This window comes from Micromonospora sp. H61 (genome assembly GCF_018070325.1).
GTDB lineage: Bacteria > Actinomycetota > Actinomycetes > Mycobacteriales > Micromonosporaceae > Micromonospora > Micromonospora salmantinae.
This window is the reverse complement of record NZ_JAGPXY010000103.1, coordinates 1-15502: the sequence shown is the minus strand read 5'-3', so window position 1 is coordinate 15502 and position 15502 is coordinate 1. Positions and strand designations below refer to the sequence as shown.

19 protein-coding genes and 1 riboswitch are annotated in these 15502 nt (G+C 71.6%); of the genes, 10 read left to right on the top strand and 9 right to left on the bottom strand.

What is annotated here, in order from left to right:
• Positions 1–278, top strand: a 278-nt coding sequence (locus KBX08_RS30365) for a C39 family peptidase (protein WP_210787001.1), incomplete at its 5' end; no start/stop codon positions are given.
• Positions 279–884: 606 nt separating this feature from the next.
• On the opposite strand, the gene dusB is transcribed toward KBX08_RS30365, so the two are convergent.
• The 4 genes from dusB to KBX08_RS30345 form a co-directional block, all read right to left on the bottom strand.
• Positions 885–2057 carry a tRNA dihydrouridine synthase DusB gene (gene dusB, locus KBX08_RS30360; RefSeq protein WP_112677424.1) on the bottom strand — a complete coding sequence of 391 codons (1173 nt, stop codon included), beginning with the start codon at positions 2055–2057 and terminating at the stop codon, positions 885–887.
• A gap of 64 nt (positions 2058–2121) precedes the next feature.
• Positions 2122–3501, bottom strand: a complete 1380-nt coding sequence (locus KBX08_RS30355; protein ID WP_091409675.1) for a glycine--tRNA ligase — start codon at positions 3499–3501, stop codon at positions 2122–2124.
• A 114-nt stretch (positions 3502–3615) separates the two neighbouring features.
• Entirely contained in the window at positions 3616–4095 is a 480-nt protein-coding gene (locus KBX08_RS30350) for a hypothetical protein (RefSeq protein ID WP_210786999.1), read from the bottom strand.
• Positions 4096–4119: 24 nt separating this feature from the next.
• The gene (locus KBX08_RS30345; RefSeq protein ID WP_210786997.1) at positions 4120–4461 is read right to left on the bottom strand and encodes an antibiotic biosynthesis monooxygenase; all 342 of its coding nucleotides are present in this window, start codon (positions 4459–4461) and stop codon (positions 4120–4122) included.
• A 29-nt stretch (positions 4462–4490) separates the two neighbouring features.
• Here KBX08_RS30345 and KBX08_RS30340 point away from each other — a divergent pair, with 29 nt between their 5' ends.
• The 8 genes from KBX08_RS30340 to KBX08_RS30305 all read left to right on the top strand — a co-directional run bounded on the left by KBX08_RS30340 (position 4491) and on the right by KBX08_RS30305 (position 9142).
• Entirely contained in the window at positions 4491–4748 is a 258-nt protein-coding gene (locus tag KBX08_RS30340) for a hypothetical protein (RefSeq protein WP_210786995.1), read from the top strand.
• A gap of 54 nt (positions 4749–4802) precedes the next feature.
• Positions 4803–5747: a metal ABC transporter substrate-binding protein gene (locus tag KBX08_RS30335; protein WP_210786993.1), complete on the top strand. Its 945-nt coding sequence runs from the start codon at positions 4803–4805 to the stop codon at positions 5745–5747.
• A complete protein-coding gene (locus KBX08_RS30330; protein WP_210786991.1) occupies positions 5744–6505 on the top strand; it encodes a metal ABC transporter ATP-binding protein in 762 nt (253 codons plus the stop codon). Before KBX08_RS30335 ends, KBX08_RS30330 begins: the two co-directional genes overlap by 4 nt.
• Positions 6506–6508: 3 nt before the next feature.
• On the top strand, positions 6509–7375 hold the full coding sequence (locus KBX08_RS30325) for a metal ABC transporter permease (protein ID WP_210786984.1): 867 nt from the start codon (positions 6509–6511) through the stop codon (positions 7373–7375).
• Between the two features lie 43 nt (positions 7376–7418).
• Positions 7419–7718 carry a metalloregulator ArsR/SmtB family transcription factor gene (locus tag KBX08_RS30320; RefSeq protein WP_030338189.1) on the top strand — a complete coding sequence of 100 codons (300 nt, stop codon included), beginning with the start codon at positions 7419–7421 and terminating at the stop codon, positions 7716–7718.
• The gene (locus KBX08_RS30315; protein WP_091409697.1) at positions 7715–8113 is read left to right on the top strand and encodes a Fur family transcriptional regulator; all 399 of its coding nucleotides are present in this window, start codon (positions 7715–7717) and stop codon (positions 8111–8113) included. The genes KBX08_RS30320 and KBX08_RS30315 overlap by 4 nt, the downstream gene beginning before the upstream one ends.
• A 79-nt stretch (positions 8114–8192) precedes the next feature.
• Positions 8193–8801, top strand: coding sequence for a hypothetical protein (locus KBX08_RS30310; protein WP_210786982.1), 609 nt, complete (start codon positions 8193–8195; stop codon positions 8799–8801).
• A gap of 173 nt (positions 8802–8974) precedes the next feature.
• Entirely contained in the window at positions 8975–9142 is a 168-nt protein-coding gene (locus tag KBX08_RS30305) for a hypothetical protein (RefSeq protein ID WP_210786980.1), read from the top strand.
• A 187-nt stretch (positions 9143–9329) separates the two neighbouring features.
• Here KBX08_RS30305 and KBX08_RS30300 read toward each other — a convergent pair whose 3' ends face one another.
• From KBX08_RS30300 to KBX08_RS30280, 5 genes are all read right to left on the bottom strand, one after another.
• Positions 9330–11327, bottom strand: a complete 1998-nt coding sequence (locus KBX08_RS30300) for an acyl-CoA dehydrogenase family protein (RefSeq protein ID WP_210786978.1) — start codon at positions 11325–11327, stop codon at positions 9330–9332.
• Between the two features lie 104 nt (positions 11328–11431).
• Positions 11432–11935, bottom strand: coding sequence for a DUF6328 family protein (locus KBX08_RS30295; protein ID WP_210786976.1), 504 nt, complete (start codon positions 11933–11935; stop codon positions 11432–11434).
• 139 nt (positions 11936–12074) lie between these two features.
• Complete coding sequence (locus tag KBX08_RS30290) at positions 12075–12824, bottom strand: sugar isomerase domain-containing protein (protein WP_112584644.1); 750 nt, start codon at positions 12822–12824, stop codon at positions 12075–12077.
• Positions 12821–13627 carry an aminoglycoside N(3)-acetyltransferase gene (locus KBX08_RS30285; RefSeq protein ID WP_210786974.1) on the bottom strand — a complete coding sequence of 269 codons (807 nt, stop codon included), beginning with the start codon at positions 13625–13627 and terminating at the stop codon, positions 12821–12823. The genes KBX08_RS30290 and KBX08_RS30285 overlap by 4 nt, the downstream gene beginning before the upstream one ends.
• A 29-nt stretch (positions 13628–13656) precedes the next feature.
• Entirely contained in the window at positions 13657–14487 is an 831-nt protein-coding gene (locus KBX08_RS30280) for an alpha/beta fold hydrolase (protein WP_210786972.1), read from the bottom strand.
• 107 nt (positions 14488–14594) lie between these two features.
• Positions 14595–14699, top strand: a riboswitch (TPP riboswitch).
• Positions 14700–14773: 74 nt separating this feature from the next.
• On the opposite strand from KBX08_RS30280, the gene KBX08_RS30275 reads away from it, so the two are divergent.
• Positions 14774–15367: an ECF transporter S component gene (locus KBX08_RS30275; protein WP_210786970.1), complete on the top strand. Its 594-nt coding sequence runs from the start codon at positions 14774–14776 to the stop codon at positions 15365–15367.
• The last annotated feature ends 135 nt before the right edge of the window (positions 15368–15502 follow it).

Below are 15502 nucleotides of genomic sequence, written 5' to 3'. Positions count from 1 at the left end.
ACGCCGACACCAAGCAGACCGACACCCTGCGCGCCGACATCGTCCGCACCGTCGACGACGGCCGCGCCGTGGTCGCCAACATCGCCGGCACCAGCACCGACACCGACGGCGTCACCCACTCCTACGAAGGCGGGCACTACATCAGCGTCGTCGGCTACCGCGACAACGGCAACACCGTCAAGATCGCCGACTCCGCCGATGCGAACACCGCCTCCTACTGGATCAGCGTGGAGCACCTCGCGGACTGGATCGCCACCCGCGGCTACGCCACCAGCTGACCCCCCGCACCACACACACCCAGCACACACCGAAGGGCCGGACCCCCACCAGGGTCCGGCCCTTCGGCATGCCCGGGCCACTAGCCCCGCCGGCCGAGCACGGGCAGCACGGGCAGCGCGACGAGCCAAGTCCACGCGCCCGCCGTCAGGCGCGAACGAAGTCGACGGGCATCCGAGCCGACCGAGCCATTCACCCCGGCAAGCCGCCCACCGGACCGAGCCGCGCCGACCCACAGCGGGCCACCCCACAGCGGGCAACCCCAGCCACTCACCCCGGCACGCCGCCCACCGGACCAAGCCGCGCCTACCCACAGCGGGCAACCCCACAGCGGGCAACCCCACTGACCGCGCCCACGGGTCCTTTGGAGCTGATGCCGTAGACGAATCAGAGGCAGGGCCGCCCGCCCGAGCCGAACTGGTGATTCGTTCACGACATCAGCTCGATAGGGCGCCGAACTCATCTGCCCAGCCCGCACGGAGTGGCGAGGAAGACCAAGTGCCACGACCCGAGGGCTCGAGGGTGACCGGCGCGCCGGCACGACTCCGCGGCGAGCCTGCGTTCCGGAGGGATGGTCGCGGGGCACCTCCGGCCGACCGGCCAAGGGCTCAGCCGCCGGAGTCGTCCATCTCGGCGCCCTCGGGGACCGTGTCGTCGTCTCGACTGGCCAGCCAGCCCTCGGGCAGGAAGACCTTGCCGGGCGAGTTGGTACGCCCGCGCGGCTGACCCAGGGCGGTGACCGGGAACGGCTCGGCCGGGTCGAGCTTGCCGAGCAGGTCGTCGAGCTGCGCCAAGCTTTCGATCATCGCCAGCGAGCGCCGCAGCTCACCGCCGACCGGGAAGCCCTTGAGGTACCAGGCGACGTGCTTGCGGAAGTCGGTGCAGCCGTCCCGTTCACCTCGGGCCGGGTTGCGGGCACCGGCCGTGAACTGGTCGACAAGCAGCTCGGCGTGCCGGCGCATGGTCACCGCCACCTCGCCGAGGGTGGGCAGCCGCCGCTCCGGCCGACCGTTGAAGGCGGCCTCCAGGTCGGCGAAGAGCCACGGTCGGCCCAGACAGCCGCGCCCGATGACCACGCCGTCCACGCCGGTGTGGGCCACCATGCGCAGCGCGTCGTCGGCTTCCCAGATATCGCCGTTGCCGAGCACCGGCACGTCGAGGGCCTGCTTCAGGGTGGCGATCGCGTCCCAGTCGGCGGTGCCCGAGTAGCGCTGCGACGCCGTGCGCCCGTGCAGGGCCACCGCTGCCACGCCGGCTTCCTGGGCGGCGAGCCCGGCTTCGACGTACGTCAGGTGGTCGTCGTCGATGCCCTTGCGCATCTTGACAGTGACCGGCACGCCGGACGGTGACGCGGCAGCCACCGCGGCCCGCACGAGTCGTGCGAAGAGCCGGCGCCGCCACGGTAGCGCCGCGCCGCCCCCACGTCGGGTGACCTTGGGGACCGGGCAGCCGAAGTTGAGGTCGATGTGATCGGCCAGGTTGCGCTCGACGACGATCCGCACGGCGGCGGCGGTGATCTCCGGATCGGTGCCGTAGAGCTGGAGACTGCGGGGCTTCTCGTCGTCGCCGAACGCGATCATGCGCAGCGTCTTCGGGTTGCGCTCGACCAGCGCCCGGGTGGTGATCATCTCGCAGACGTAGATGCCGCCACCCTGCTCGCGACAGAGCCGACGGAACCCGATGTTGGTGATCCCGGCCATCGGCGCGAGCACCACCGGCGGCCACACCTGGTGCTGGCCGAGAGTCAGCGGGCGCAGCGCGGGCACGGTCGAGGCAGTCACCGGACAAGTGTACGGGGCCCCGACCGGCGCTTATCGCGTCGGCCGAGGCCCCGTGCGCAGAGTCTCAGCAGCCGGGGAGACGCTCGATCAGGTAGCGCTCGACCTGGTCCAGGGAGACGCGCTCCTGGGCCATGGTGTCCCGGTTGCGCACCGTCACCGCGTTGTCGTCCAGGGTGTCGAAGTCGACGGTCACACAGAACGGGGTGCCGATCTCGTCCTGCCGGCGGTAGCGACGCCCGATCGCCTGCGAGTCGTCGAACTCCACCACCCAGCGCTTGCGCAGCAGGGTCGCGAGGTCCTTGGCCTTGGGCGACAGCGCCTCGTTGCGGGACAGCGGCAGCACCGCCACCTTGACCGGGGCGAGCCTCGGGTCGAACCGCATCACTGTGCGCTTGTCCACGCCGCCCTTGGTGTTCGGCGCCTCGTCCTCGTCGTACGCCTCCAACAGGAAGGCCAGCACCGCGCGGGTCAGACCCGCGGCCGGCTCGATGACGTACGGCATCCAGCGCTCACTCTTGCTCTGGTCGAAGTACGACAGGTCGACGCCGGAGTGCTTGCTGTGCGTGGAGAGGTCGAAGTCGGTGCGGTTGGCGACACCCTCCAGCTCGGCGAACTCGGTGCCACCGAACTGGAAGCGGTACTCGATGTCCACCGTCCGCTTCGAGTAGTGCGACAGCTTCTCCTTGGGGTGCTCGAACAGACGCAGATTGTCCGCCGAGAGGCCAAGGTCGAGGTACCAGTTCCAGCGCTCCTGGAGCCAGTACTCGTGCCACTGCTCGTCGGTGCCCGGCTCGACGAAGAACTCCATCTCCATCTGCTCGAACTCGCGGGTCCGGAAGATGAAGTTGCCCGGGGTGATCTCGTTGCGGAACGACTTGCCGGTCTGCGCGATGCCGAACGGGGGCTTCTTGCGGGCGACCGTCTCGACGTTCTTGTAGTTGACGAAGATGCCCTGCGCGGTCTCCGGGCGCAGGTAGTGCAGCCCTTCGTCGCTCTCCACCGGACCCAGGTAGGTCTTCATCAGGCCGTTGAACATCTTCGGCTCGGTGAAGGTGCCCTTGTTGCCGCAGTTGGGGCAGTTCAGCTCGGCCAGTGAGGTGAGCGGCTTGCCGTGCTTCTCGGCGTACGCCTCTTCCAGATGGTCCGCCCGGAACCGCTTGTGGCAGAACTGGCACTCGGTGAGCGGGTCGACGAACTCGGCGATGTGGCCGGACGCCTCCCACACCTTGCGGGACAGGATCACCGCGGAGTCCAGGCCGACGACGTCGTCGCGCTGCTGGACCATTGTCTTCCACCACTGCCGGCGGACGTTCTCCTTGAGTTCCACGCCGAGCGGACCGTAGTCCCACGCCGATCGGGTGCCTCCGTAGATCTCACTGGAGGGGAAGACGAAGCCTCGGCGCTTGGCGAGGCTGACGACGGCATCGATACGGTCGGCTGGCATGTTTCCTCCTACGCCGGCTGGCGGTCGGCGGGGGCGAGATGTGGATGGAACGGTCGGTTCGGGACAACGGTACGACCACCGTCCCCCCGAGCCCAGCAGAATACCGGGGACGGGTCAGCTGACCTCGCAGACCTCCACGCCGCCGCTCTGCCCGTCCTGGCCGAGGCTGACCTGTTGCCGCTCCCGGTCGCCACCGTCGAGGGTCACGTCGACCGGCACGGTCAGGTAGGTGGTGTCCACCTCACCCACCCGGAACGCGGTCACCTGCGGTTCGGCGGCGGCCCGTCGCTCGAACTCCGGCCGGGACTCCCGCCGCTGCGCGTCGTCGCAGAGCTGGTCGTACGCCCGCCCGTAGTTTCGCTCGACCAGCGCCTGGTAGTAGTCGCCGGTCACGGTGCGGGCCTGTTCCCGGATCGCCTGGACTCCGCTGACGGCCAGGCCGACGACGGCGGTGCCACCCCCGCCACAGCAGAGCACCACGGCGAGCGCGCCGACGCCGAGGCCGATCCAGAGCCGGGTCCGGCGGCCCTCGGTGGGCGGCGCGGCGAACGGCGGAGCCACCCCGGGACCGGGTGGCGGGGCGGGTGCGGTCATAGGAGCAGCGTAGTGTCCGGCGGCTCAGCGGTAAGGACCCGCAGCCCGATCACTCTCGGCGACGACCACGGCCCCGCCGGGGGCGGCGGTGGCCAGCGCCTCGTAGGCGGAGGGCTCGTCGACGGACTCGGCGAGCAGCGGCACGGCGCTGACCTTGACCTCGAAGGCGCCCAGCGCCCGCCGGTACGTGCCGACCGACTCCCACTCGGTGACCAGTGACCAGTACCGGGGGTCGTCCAGCGCCCGGACCAGTTGGCCGCGCAGGTAGCCGGGCCGGGCGGCCAGCGCGGTGAGGGCGGCGTGCGCCCGTTCGGTGAAGCCGTCGGCGGCATCGACGTCGACCACGAACCGGTTGGTCACCAGCACCGGGGGTTCCTCCTCGTAGAGTCTGTGGGATGCAGCGTACGCAGCGCCCTCTGCTCGCCCGGTTGGCCGGGGCGAACCCGACGTCGGTGTTCCTGCTCACCCTGGTGGTGGTGCTGGTGGCGTTCTTCACGCCCGGGGTGATCGGCGGGCTGCTCACGCTCGCGCTCGCCGGGGTCCTGATCGCCCTGTTGGCGACGACCTGGGCGGTTCAGGCGCCACAGACCCGGCTGATCCGACTGGTGATGCTCGCCCTGCTGGTGACTGTGGGCCTCGCGAAGCTCCTCTGACATGCAATCATGCGTTTTTGACAATCATTATCGTTGCCACGGACAGTTGACGACATGACCAACCGCGCCACGTACCGTGTCCTGGCCGCCGCGACCGCCCTCCTCGCCCTGGGCGCCGGGGCCGGCTGCTCCACCGGCGGCGCCGCCGGCGCCGACCCCCAGCGAGTCGACGTGGTGGCCGCGTTCTACCCCCTCCAGTTCCTGGCCGAACGGATCGGCGGCGACGCGGTCCGGGTCACCAACCTGGCCAAGCCCGGCGCCGAGCCGCACGACCTGGAACTCAACCCGAGCCAGGTCGGTGAGGTCAGCGAGGCGGAGCTGATCGTCTACCTCAAGGGGTTCCAGCCGGCGGTGGACGACGCCGTGGCCCAGAACGGCGGCGACCGGGCGTTCGACGTGACCAGCGTCCAGCCGCTGTTGGACGCGTCCGCCGGCGGGCACGACCACGAGGGCGAGGAGGGGCACGCCGAGGAGAGCGGCGGCAAGGACCCGCACGTCTGGCTCGACCCGACCCGACTGGCCGGCATCGGCGACCAACTCGCCCAGCGGCTCGGCAAGGCCGACCCGGACCACGCCGCCGACTACACCGCCCGGGCGGTCGCCCTGCGCGCCGACCTGACGACCCTGGACGGCGAGTTCAAGCACGGTCTGGCGACCTGTCAGCGGCGGGAGATCGTGACCAGCCACGCCGCGTTCGGCTACCTCGCCGACCGCTACCAGCTGGACCAGGTCGGCATCACCGGGCTGAGCCCGGACGTCGAGCCCTCGCCGCAGCGCCTCGCGCACGTGATCGAGGAGGCGAAGGAGCACCAGGCCACCACGATCTTCTTCGAGACCCTGGTCAGCCCGAAGGTGGCCGAGACCATCGCCGGTCAGGTCGGCGCGAAGACCGCGGTCCTCGACCCGATCGAAGGGCTCGCCGCCGGCAGCAACGGGGACTACCTTTCGGTGATGCGCACCAACCTGCGGACCCTGCAGACGGCCTTGAGCTGCTCGTGACCTCACCTGTCATCACCGTCGAGCACGGGGTGGTCGGCTACGACGGCCGCCCCGTGCTCCGGGACATCTCGCTCACGGTGACCGCCGGCGAGGTGGTCGCGATCCTCGGCGCCAACGGCTCGGGCAAGTCCACCCTGATCCGCGCCGTGCTCGGGCTGGTGCCGATCAGCGCCGGCTCGGTCACCCTCTTCGACCGGCCGTTGCGCCGGTTCCGGCAGTGGGCACGCATCGGGTACGTCCCGCAACGCCTGGGAGCCGGCGGCGGCGTACCGGCGACCGTCCGCGAGGTGGTGGCCTCCGGCCGGCTGGCCCGTCGCGGGGTGCTGCGTCCGCCGGGTCGAGCCGACCGGTCCGCCGTCGACGCCGCGCTGGGCGCGGTCGGGCTCGCCGCCCGGGCCGGTGACCCGGTGTCCACGCTCTCCGGCGGCCAGCAGCAGCGCACCCTGATCGCCCGCGCCCTGGCCGGCCAGCCGGAGCTGCTGGTTCTCGACGAGCCCACCGCCGGGGTGGACGCGGCCAGCCAGGAGGCGTTCGCCGGCGCGCTGCGCGACTTCGTCGGCGACGGCGGAACTGTGCTTCTCGTCGCCCACGAGCTGGGCCCGCTGCGACCGGTGATCAGCCGGGCCGTCGTCGTCCACGAGGGTCGCATCGCCCACGACGGCGCGGTGCCGGACCCGGCCGGCCATCACGCGGAGCCGGACCACGACCACGTGCACCCGCACTGCTACGACGAGCCCGCCGGGCTGTGGAGCAACTGACAGATGGAACTCTTCCAGTACCCCTACATGCAGCGCGCCCTGATCGGCGCGCTGGTGATCGGCCTGGCCGCGCCGGCGCTCGGCATCTACCTGGTGCAGCGCCGGCTGGCGCTGATCGGCGATGGTGTGGGGCACGTGGCGCTGACCGGCGTCGGCGCGGGGCTGCTGCTCAACCGCTCGCCGGTGCTGGTCGCGGTGATCGCCGCCACCATCGGCGCGATCGCCATCGAGATCGTCAGGGCCCGTGGGCGTACCTCCGGTGACCTGGCTCTGGCTCTGCTCTTCTACGGCGGCATCGCGGGCGGCGTACTCCTGGTTGGCCTTTCCGACGCGACCAGCGCGAACCTCAACGCCTACCTGTTCGGGTCGCTGACCACCATCTCGCCCGCCGACCTGACCACCATCGCGGTGCTCGGCGCGGCGATCCTGGTCACGATGATCGGGTTGCGGCCGGCACTCTTCGCGGTCAGCCACGACGAGGAGTACGCCCGGGTCTCCGGCCTGCCGGTCCGCACCCTGAACCTGCTGATCGCGGTCGCCACAGCGGTCACCGTGACCATCGCCATGCGGGCCGTCGGCGTGCTGCTGATCAGCGCGTTGATGGTGGTGCCGGTCGCCACCGCCCAGCAGGTCACCCGGGGTTTCCGCAGCACGATGGCCGCCGCGATGGCGCTCGGGCTCTTCGCTGCCGGCTCGGGTGTCTGGGTGGCGGCCACGGCGGACACCGCACCGGGCGCCTCGGTGGTGCTGGTGGCGATCGCGTCGTTCCTGGTGGTGGCCGTGGCCGGCGCCGTCTGGCGGGCCGTGCGCCGCCGGACGACGCCGACCGCCGCACCGACACCGGAACCTCACGAGGTCGTGCTGAGCTGAGCCTGCTCAGCGCGACCTCGGTGGTATTGGTTACCGTTGCAGGATGACCAGCGCGACGGGCTACGACGGGTTCGACGGGGCCAGCGAGCTGCTCCGTGCCCTGTCCGCTCCCATTCGACTGGCCATCGTCAGTGAGCTGGCCGGCGGCGAGCGGTGCGTGCACGAGTTGGTGGAGAAGCTCGGCGCGGCGCAACCACTGGTCTCGCAGCACCTGCGGGTGTTGCGCGGAGCGGGCGTGGTGCGCGGCTCCCGCCGAGGCCGGGAGATCGCCTACAGCCTGGTCGACGAGCACGTCGCGCACATCGTGGCGGACGCGGTCAGCCACGCCGGGGAGGGATCATGAGCGAGAGCAGCGCCGCGGTACGCAACACCCGGCAGCGTTCGGCGGTGAGCGCGCTGCTGGGCGAGATGGAGGGCTTCCACAGCGCCCAGGACCTGCACGCCATGCTGCGGCAGCGCGGCGAGCGGGTCGGCCTGACCACCGTCTACCGCACCCTCCAGGGGCTCGCCGACGCCGGTGAGATCGACGTGATGCGTCCGCCGGGCGGCGAGCACCTCTACCGCCGGTGCAGCGAGGGGCACCACCACCACCTGGTCTGCCGGGTGTGCGGGCGCACGGTCGAGGTGGCCGGCCCGGCTGTGGAGAGCTGGGCCGATCGGGTGGCCGCCCAGCACGGCTACGCCGACGTCAGCCACACCCTGGAAATCTTCGGCACCTGCCCGACCTGCCCGCGCTGACCACCAGCGCCCTGTCGGTCGCGATCCGGGCTCACTTCACGGCTACACCAGGCGAGGCGTTCGTGGCACGCTGGCCGGCGTGAAAATCTATGCCGATCGGTTTCCGACCGCCGCCCGTCAGTTGCTCACCGACCTGCTCGTCGTCGCCTGGGTGTACGCGGCGATCCGCGGCGCGCTGTGGCTGCACGACCTGGTGCAGAAGCTCGCCGTGCCGGGGCAGAAGTTGGAGGGCGCCGGCAGTGGGCTCGCCGACAACCTGGGCGACGCCGGCAGCAAGGTCGGCCGGGTGCCACTGGTCGGCGACGAACTCACCGCACCGTTCCAGCGCGCCGCCGACGCCGCCCGGTCGCTCGCCGACGCCGGCCGCGACCAGCAGCAGCTGGTCGACCAGCTCGCCCTGGCCCTCGCCATCGCGGTGCTGATCTTCCCGCTCGGCATCGTGCTGTTCGGCTGGCTGCCGCTGCGGGTCCGCTGGATGCGCCGGGCCGGATCGGCGACGAAGCTGGCCGCCGGGCCAGCCGGCCGGGACCTGCTCGCCCTGCGCGCGCTGGCCACCCAGCCACTGGGCAAACTGACCCGAATCGGTCCGGATGTCGCCGAGGCGTGGCGGCGCGGCGACGACGAGACAGTCGACGCCCTGGCCGCCCTGGAGCTGCGCCAACTCGGCCTACGCGGCCGGGGCCGCTAAGGTCCCCGTCCGCCGGCACGCCCCTGCGGCATCCCCCGCCGCGCCGATCTTGCAGTTTCGGTTGTCGACATGAGTGGGATGCCCCATTCGTCGGGACAGCAAGTGCAAGATCGCGGAGCGCGAGCAGGCCGGGCGCAGGGTCAGCCCGACGAAGGTGTCGTTAAGGTCGTCGGGTGTTCTACTTCCTCGTCGTCATCGCCGTCCTGCTGCTCGGCTACGCCGCCGTCCTGGTCTACTTCGTCCGCCGGGGCAAGAAGATCCCACCCGCTGCGTACCTGGCCCTGGCCGGGCTCAACGGTCTGATCCTGGCGGGAGTGCTGGCCTGGGCGGTCTCCCGCTGATCACGCACCGCTGACCGCGCACCGCCCAGCCCGCGTGGCGGCCAGCCCGCGCACCGCCCGGCCCGCGTGGCGGCCAGCCCGCGTGGCGGCCAGCCCGCGTGGCGGCCAGCCCGCGTGGCGGCCAGCCCGCGTGGCGGCCAGCCCGCGTGGCGGCCAGCCCGCGTGGCGGCAGGCCGGTCGGCGCGGTTCACGGCTTCGGGGGGATGCGGCGGCGGACGTCCTCGGAGGTGGACGGGCCGGGCGACCAGCGAGCCACCCAGGGCAGCTCCTCCGATGGGGTGAGCACGCCCTCCTCCAGCCCCGCGTAGCGGCCGGCGAGGATGCGCTTCGCGGCAGCGGTGTCGACCGAGTCGGTGTTGTCCCAGAGCGCGGCGAACAGGGCGTCCACCCGCACCCGCGCCTGCCGGCAGAAAAGGTCGGCCAGCTCGACGTTCTCCGGGCGGCTGTCCCGTTCGGCGGAGGCCCGGACGCAGACCGCGGACATCGCGAACAACTCGGCGCCGATGTCCACCACCCGACCGAGAAACGCCTGCTTACGCTCCATCTGTCCCTGCCAGCGCGACATCGCGTAGAACGTCGACCGGGCCAGCTTGCGCGACGAACGCTCCACCTGGCGCAGGTGCGCGGCGAGCGGGCCGAACTCGGCGTACGCCGAAGGGCTCTGCCCCCGACCGACGGCGAGGGTGGGCAGCCACTTCGCGTAGAAGGCGCCCGCTCGCGCGCCGGCTCGGGCCTTGCGGCCCAGCCCCGCGTCCGGGTCGATGATGTCGCCGGCCACCGACAGGTGGGCGTCGACCGCCTCCCGCGCGATCAGCAGGTGCATGATCTCGGTGGAGCCCTCGAAAATCCGGTTGATCCGCAGGTCGCGCAGCATCTGCTCGACGGCGGCCGGGCGTTCGCCGCGGGCGGCCAGTGAGTCGGCCGTCTCGTAGCCGCGCCCGCCCCGGATCTGGATCAGCTCGTCGGCGATCTTCCAGGCCATCTCGCTGGCGTACAGCTTGACCAGCGCCGCCTCGATCCGGATGTCGTTGCGGTCGTCGTCGGCGAGCAGGCAGCAGAGGTCGAGCATGGTCTCCATGCCGTACGTGGTGGCGGCGATGAAGGAGAGCTTCTGCGCGACCGCCTCGTGCTCGCCCACCGGTCGTCCCCACTGGACCCGGTCGGCGGCCCACCCCCGGGCCACGTTCAACGCCCACTTGCCGGCGCCCACGCACATGGCCGGCAGTGAGAGCCGGCCGGTGTTCAGAGTGGTCAGGGCGATCTTCAGCCCCTTGCCCTCACCGCCGATGACGTTCTCGGCGGGGACGATCACGTCGTGGAACCGGGTCAGGCTGTTCTCCAGGCCGCGCAGGCCGACGAACTCGTTGCGCCGCTCGACGGTGATGCCGGGGCTGTCGCCGTCCACCACGAACGCGGTGATCCCGCCCCGACGTCCCTCCGTGGCCGGCACCCGGGCCATCACCACCAGCAGGGTGGCCACGATGCCGTTGGTGGCCCAGAGCTTCACACCGTTGAGCCGGTAACCCGTGCCGTCCTCGGTCGGTTCGGCGATGGTGGCCAGCCGGGCCGGGTCGGAGCCGACGTCGGGCTCGGTGAGCAGGAACGCGGACACCTCGCCGGCGGCGAGCCGGGGCAGGAAGCGTTGCTTCTGCTCGGCGGTGCCGAACATCTTCAGGGGCTGCGGCACGCCGATCGACTGGTGCGCCGAGAGCAGCGCGCCGATGGCCGGGCTCACCGAGCCGGCCAGCATGAGCGCCCGGCAGTAGTGCAGGTTGCTCAGCCCGAGCCCGCCGTACTTCCGGTCGATCTTCATGCCGAACGCGCCGAGGTCGGCCAGGCCGTGGAAGACCGAGTCGGGTATGGACCCGTCCCGCTCGATGGCCGCGCCGTCCACCTCGGAGGCCAGGAAGGCGCGGAACCGACCAAGGAACTCCTCCGCCCGAGCCACGTCGTCCGGATCGGATCGGGGCCACGGGTCGATCAGGTCGAGCCGGAACCGGCCGAGGAACAACTCCTTGCCGAAGCTGGGTCGGTCCCAGGTGGATTCGCGGGCGGCCTCGGCGACCTGCCGGGCCTCCTTCTCGGTGACCTGCCCGGCTTCTGCGGGCAGCGGCGCGGCGGCACCGGCGGTGGTTTCGGAGTCGGGGCCGTCCGGTGCCGGTCGGCCATTCTGCGTCGTGGTCACGGCTGCCCCCTCGAAGCTCGGTGCGGCTGCGTCGACGTGCGCGACTACCGCCACGCTACCCCCGGTTGTTACTCAGGGGTAGCGCTGCGTGAAGATCGGCGCGATCAGCGGCTGTTGATCGTGTCCGGGTCGTCGTCCTCGTCGTCGATCTCGTCCTCACCCCAGTTGCGCCGGGCGAACGGCAGCAGCATCCAGAAGGTGAGGAACCAGAGCCCGGTCAGGGCGCTGAGCACGAAGGCGATCGGCCGGTCCAGCACGAAGTCGGTGATCAGCAGCACCGCGCTGACCATCGCGATCAGCATGAAGGCGAGACCGCCGCTGGCCATCCGGTGGGCGAAGCGGACCAACTCCGGCTTGCGCCCCTGCCGGAACAGCGCCCGGTGGAACGCCACCGGAGAGATGATCATCGCGGTGGCGGCGGCCGCCGCGAGCAACGCCACGATGTAGACGTCGCGCTGGAACTCCGTGGTCTCGGTGAACCCGTTACTGAACGGCAGGGTGAGCAGGAAGGCGAAGAGAATCTGCACGCCGGTCTGGGCGACCCGCAACTCCTGCAGCAGGTCGGCGAAGTTGCGCTGCCAGCGCTGCTTCTCGGTCTCCTTGGACACGCGCTACCTCCGGTGAGACGCTACTGCCGGCGGTCCTGGCCGCCGGCAGCAACGCCAATGCCCCACCCGGCCGAGCGCGAAACAGGTTCACGACATCTGCCGTTCATCTCGGCGACGCAAGTCGGCCGCCAGCACCGGGTCAGGACCCGCGTCGGATCCGCCCCGCGTACCGAGCTTCCAGCTCGTTGTTGTGAGCGTCGCCGTCCGGGATGTTCGCCGACAGGTAGACGGGGGGCCGCTCCCCCGCCGCCAGCAACCGCGCCACCACCTCCACTGTCACCTGCTGCGCCAGCAGCGCCGCGGTGATCGAGGAGACCGCGCCGACGGCGCCGCCACCGGGCAGGGGCAACGTCGCGTCGCCGTACGGCGCGCCGTTGTCGAGCACCACGTCGGCGAGGTCGCTCAGCTTGCGCCCGGACGGGTGCCGGGAGGTCATTCGGCCGGAGTGCTGCGCCGAGGTGATCGCCACCAGCCCATGACCGTGTTCCTTCACCAGCGTGGCGAACTCCACCATGGCGCCGTTGACCCCGGAGTTCGAGGCGAGCACGAAGACGTCGGTGGGACGCACCGGGGCCAGCTCGTAGAGGCGGTGCGCGACGGCCGGGTCCCGTTCCAGCAGCGGCCCGAGCCGGTCGGCCGGTTCGCCGCCGAGCAGCACCAGGTCGCGTAGCGCGATCCGGTTGGTCGGCACCAGACCGCCAGCCCGTCCGGCGATCTCCATGGCGAGGGCCTCCGAGTGCCCGGTGCCGAACGCGTGCACCACGCCGTCGGCTCGGACGGCCTCGGCGATCAGGTCGGCGGCCCGCCCCACCGCCTCCCGCTGACTGGCGGCCACCCGGCCGATCGTCTCGGTCACCACGGCCAGGTAGTCCTCGGCACTCACCGTCATGCGTCCTCCGTCGTTCGATTACGGGCCAGCCAGCGAACCGCGAAGTCGACCGCCGCCCGCTGGCGCATCAACCTGCCGGTCCCGGTGCCGACCGGTGCGGTGCGTACCGCGCCGGTGGCCTCCAGGTCCTCGCCCAACGCGGCGAAGTCGTCCGCGTCGAGTCGTACGTCCTGCCACCACACCCACTCCCGACCCCCGTCGGCGGTACGCACTGCGGCACCGAGCCGCTCCCGCGGCGAGCCGGGGCAGCGGTACTCGGCCAGGTGCAGCGAGGTGCTCACCGAGTGGTCCACGCCGAGCAGCAACACGTCGGCGTCCAGGTCGTAGAGGCGAGCCAGCGGGGAGCCCTCGCCAAGGGAGTCGGCCAGGGTGTGCCCGGCGACCACCTGCTCGGCGGCCGGCCCGAGCGCGGCGAACGACACCTGCGGATGGGCGCTGCGCAGCGCGCCGGGCCAACCGCGGACCGTCTCGGCGAGCGCACCCATGAACCGGCTCGGCGTGATCGCCGGGTCGAAGCCCGGCATCTCCGAGCGGATCAGCGGCCACCAGCCCGCCGGCACCGGCGGGTTGCGCCACTGCGCGGGGTCGCTGTTGTCGGGCGTGTGGGTGGGCACGACGATCGTGCCGTCGGGGCCGAGCGCGTCGCGCAGGGCGAGCACCATCGCGTGTGGGCCGCCGCTGACGAAGCCCAGCGGACGCAGCGCGGCGTGCACCAGCAGCGTCGCGCCGGGGCGTACGCCCAGCACGCGCAGCTGCGCGGCGATCGAGCGACGGCTGCCCGGCCCGCTGGCGTCCGTCGTCACGTTGGCTCTCCCTCGCGGGCCCGCACGGCTCAGGCCGTCCCGCCGGCTCGGGCCAGGATCGCCTCGGCGAGCGGGGCCGGCGCCGCGTCCGGGATCCAGTGACTCACCCCGGGCAGCTGCACGAAGCGGTAGTCGCCTGTGACGTTCTGCGCGCACGCCTCGGCGGCGGTCCGGCCGATGGCGACGTCCCGGTCACTCCAGACGTACGTGGTGGGCACCGCGACCGGGCCGACGCCGGCCAGGTCGGCGCGGGACATCGCCCGGTACCAGTTCAGCGCGGCCGTGAGCACACCCGGCTCCCGCATCGGGTCGGCGTACCGGTTCACCCGGGACGTGTCGCCCACCCCGCCGAGCAGCTTGCGCAACGCGGTGGCGTGCCACGCCAGCAGCACCTTCTCCGCCTTGTCGGGCTTGCGGAACAGCGCGATGTACGACGAGCGGGCCTTCTGTTGGGCGTCGGTGCTCAGGGCGTGCGCCATGGCCGCCGGATGCGGTACGGACACCGCGGTCAGCGTGTGGACCCGCTCGGGGTGCCGGGCGGCAACCGCCCAGGCCACGACGGCGCCCCAGTCGTGGCCGACCAGGTGCACGGCGTCCAGCCCGAGCGCGTCGAGCACCGCCACCACGTCGGTGACGAGCTCGGGGATCCGGTAGTCGGCCACCGCCGTGGGCCGGGCACCGGGTGAGTAGCCGCGCTGGTCCAGCGCGTACGTGCGCAGCCCACCCGCGTGCAGCGCCGGCACCACGTCGTCCCACTCGCCGCTGTGCTGTGGAAAACCGTGCAGCAGCAGGACGGGTACGCCGTCCGTCGGACCGCCGACGGTCACCTCGAACGTGAAGCCTCGCGCGTCAACCCGCATGATCGGAAGCGTACCCAGCCGGCGGTGCGCCGGTCGCTCCCGCAGGTCAGGCGGGTGCCCTGCTGGGCCCGCGCCCCTGGTCGGTGTTAGCGTCAGCGAGACAACTTCATATCCGACAGGGGAGCGCACAGCGCTGAGAGTGCGGGCACGCCCGCAGACCCTCGAACCTGATCTGGGTAATGCCAGCGCAGGGAGTTCGGTCGACCTCCAGCCGCGCCGCAGTCCGGTGCCACCGGACGCGGCGTGCGTCTTCTCCTGGTTCGCACTCACGAACTGGGAGCAACACATGACATCCACCACCGACACACACCGTTGGCGCACCATCGACATCGTGGTCGCCTCGGTGATCGCTGTCGCCTTCGGCGTCATCTTCTGGGCCTGGGGCCTGGTCTGGAGCGCCACCGAGGGCGCGTTCGCCTTCTTCCCGCCGGCGCAGACGCTGCTCTACGGCGTCTGGCTGATGCCGGCGGTGATCGGTGGGCTGGTCATCCGCAAGCCCGGCGCCGCGCTCTACTGCGAGACCGTGGCCGCGGTCCTGTCCGCGCTGCTGGGCAGCCAGTGGGCCGGCACGGTCATCCCGCAGGGCATCGTGCAGGGCATCGGCGCCGAGCTGGCCTTCGCCGCCTTCCGGTACCGGTCGTTCCGGCTGCCGACCGCTGTGTTCGCGGGCGCACTGACCGGCCTCAGCGCCGCGTTGTTCGACTTCTTCGTCTGGAACGTCGACTACGCGCTGACCGACTACCGCATCCCGTACGCGCTGCTCACCATCGTCAGCGCCACAGTGATCGCCGGCCTGGGCGGCTGGCTGCTGACGAACGCCCTGGCCAACACCGGCGTCCTGGACCGCTTCCCAGCAGGCCGAAACCGAGCCCTGATCTAACCCCCTGGTCGACGATGTTGATCAAGAGGTTTGCGTCAACGGAAGGCGATTTCCTGACGCAAACCTCTTGATCACCGGGGATAGGCGGGCGCGCAGCCTGGAGGGGGTGGGTTGGTGGGCGGGGTCCTGCTGCGG

What these genes read in the sequence shown, in the direction of transcription:
- KBX08_RS30280 (WP_210786972.1), bottom strand. Translation starts at nt 14,487, where the DNA reads ATGCGGGTTGACGCGCGAGGCTTCACGTTCGAGGTGACCGTCGGCGGT.
- KBX08_RS30275 (WP_210786970.1), top strand. Translation starts at nt 14,774, where the DNA reads ATGACATCCACCACCGACACACACCGTTGGCGCACCATCGACATCGTG.
- KBX08_RS30350 (WP_210786999.1), bottom strand. Translation starts at nt 4,095, where the DNA reads ATGACCGCACCCGCCCCGCCACCCGGTCCCGGGGTGGCTCCGCCGTTC.
- KBX08_RS30315 (WP_091409697.1), top strand. Translation starts at nt 7,715, where the DNA reads ATGAGCGAGAGCAGCGCCGCGGTACGCAACACCCGGCAGCGTTCGGCG.
- KBX08_RS30325 (WP_210786984.1), top strand. Translation starts at nt 6,509, where the DNA reads ATGGAACTCTTCCAGTACCCCTACATGCAGCGCGCCCTGATCGGCGCG.
- KBX08_RS30355 (WP_091409675.1), bottom strand. Translation starts at nt 3,501, where the DNA reads ATGCCAGCCGACCGTATCGATGCCGTCGTCAGCCTCGCCAAGCGCCGA.
- KBX08_RS30335 (WP_210786993.1), top strand. Translation starts at nt 4,803, where the DNA reads ATGACCAACCGCGCCACGTACCGTGTCCTGGCCGCCGCGACCGCCCTC.
- KBX08_RS30290 (WP_112584644.1), bottom strand. Translation starts at nt 12,824, where the DNA reads ATGACGGTGAGTGCCGAGGACTACCTGGCCGTGGTGACCGAGACGATC.
- KBX08_RS30320 (WP_030338189.1), top strand. Translation starts at nt 7,419, where the DNA reads ATGACCAGCGCGACGGGCTACGACGGGTTCGACGGGGCCAGCGAGCTG.
- KBX08_RS30340 (WP_210786995.1), top strand. Translation starts at nt 4,491, where the DNA reads ATGCAGCGTACGCAGCGCCCTCTGCTCGCCCGGTTGGCCGGGGCGAAC.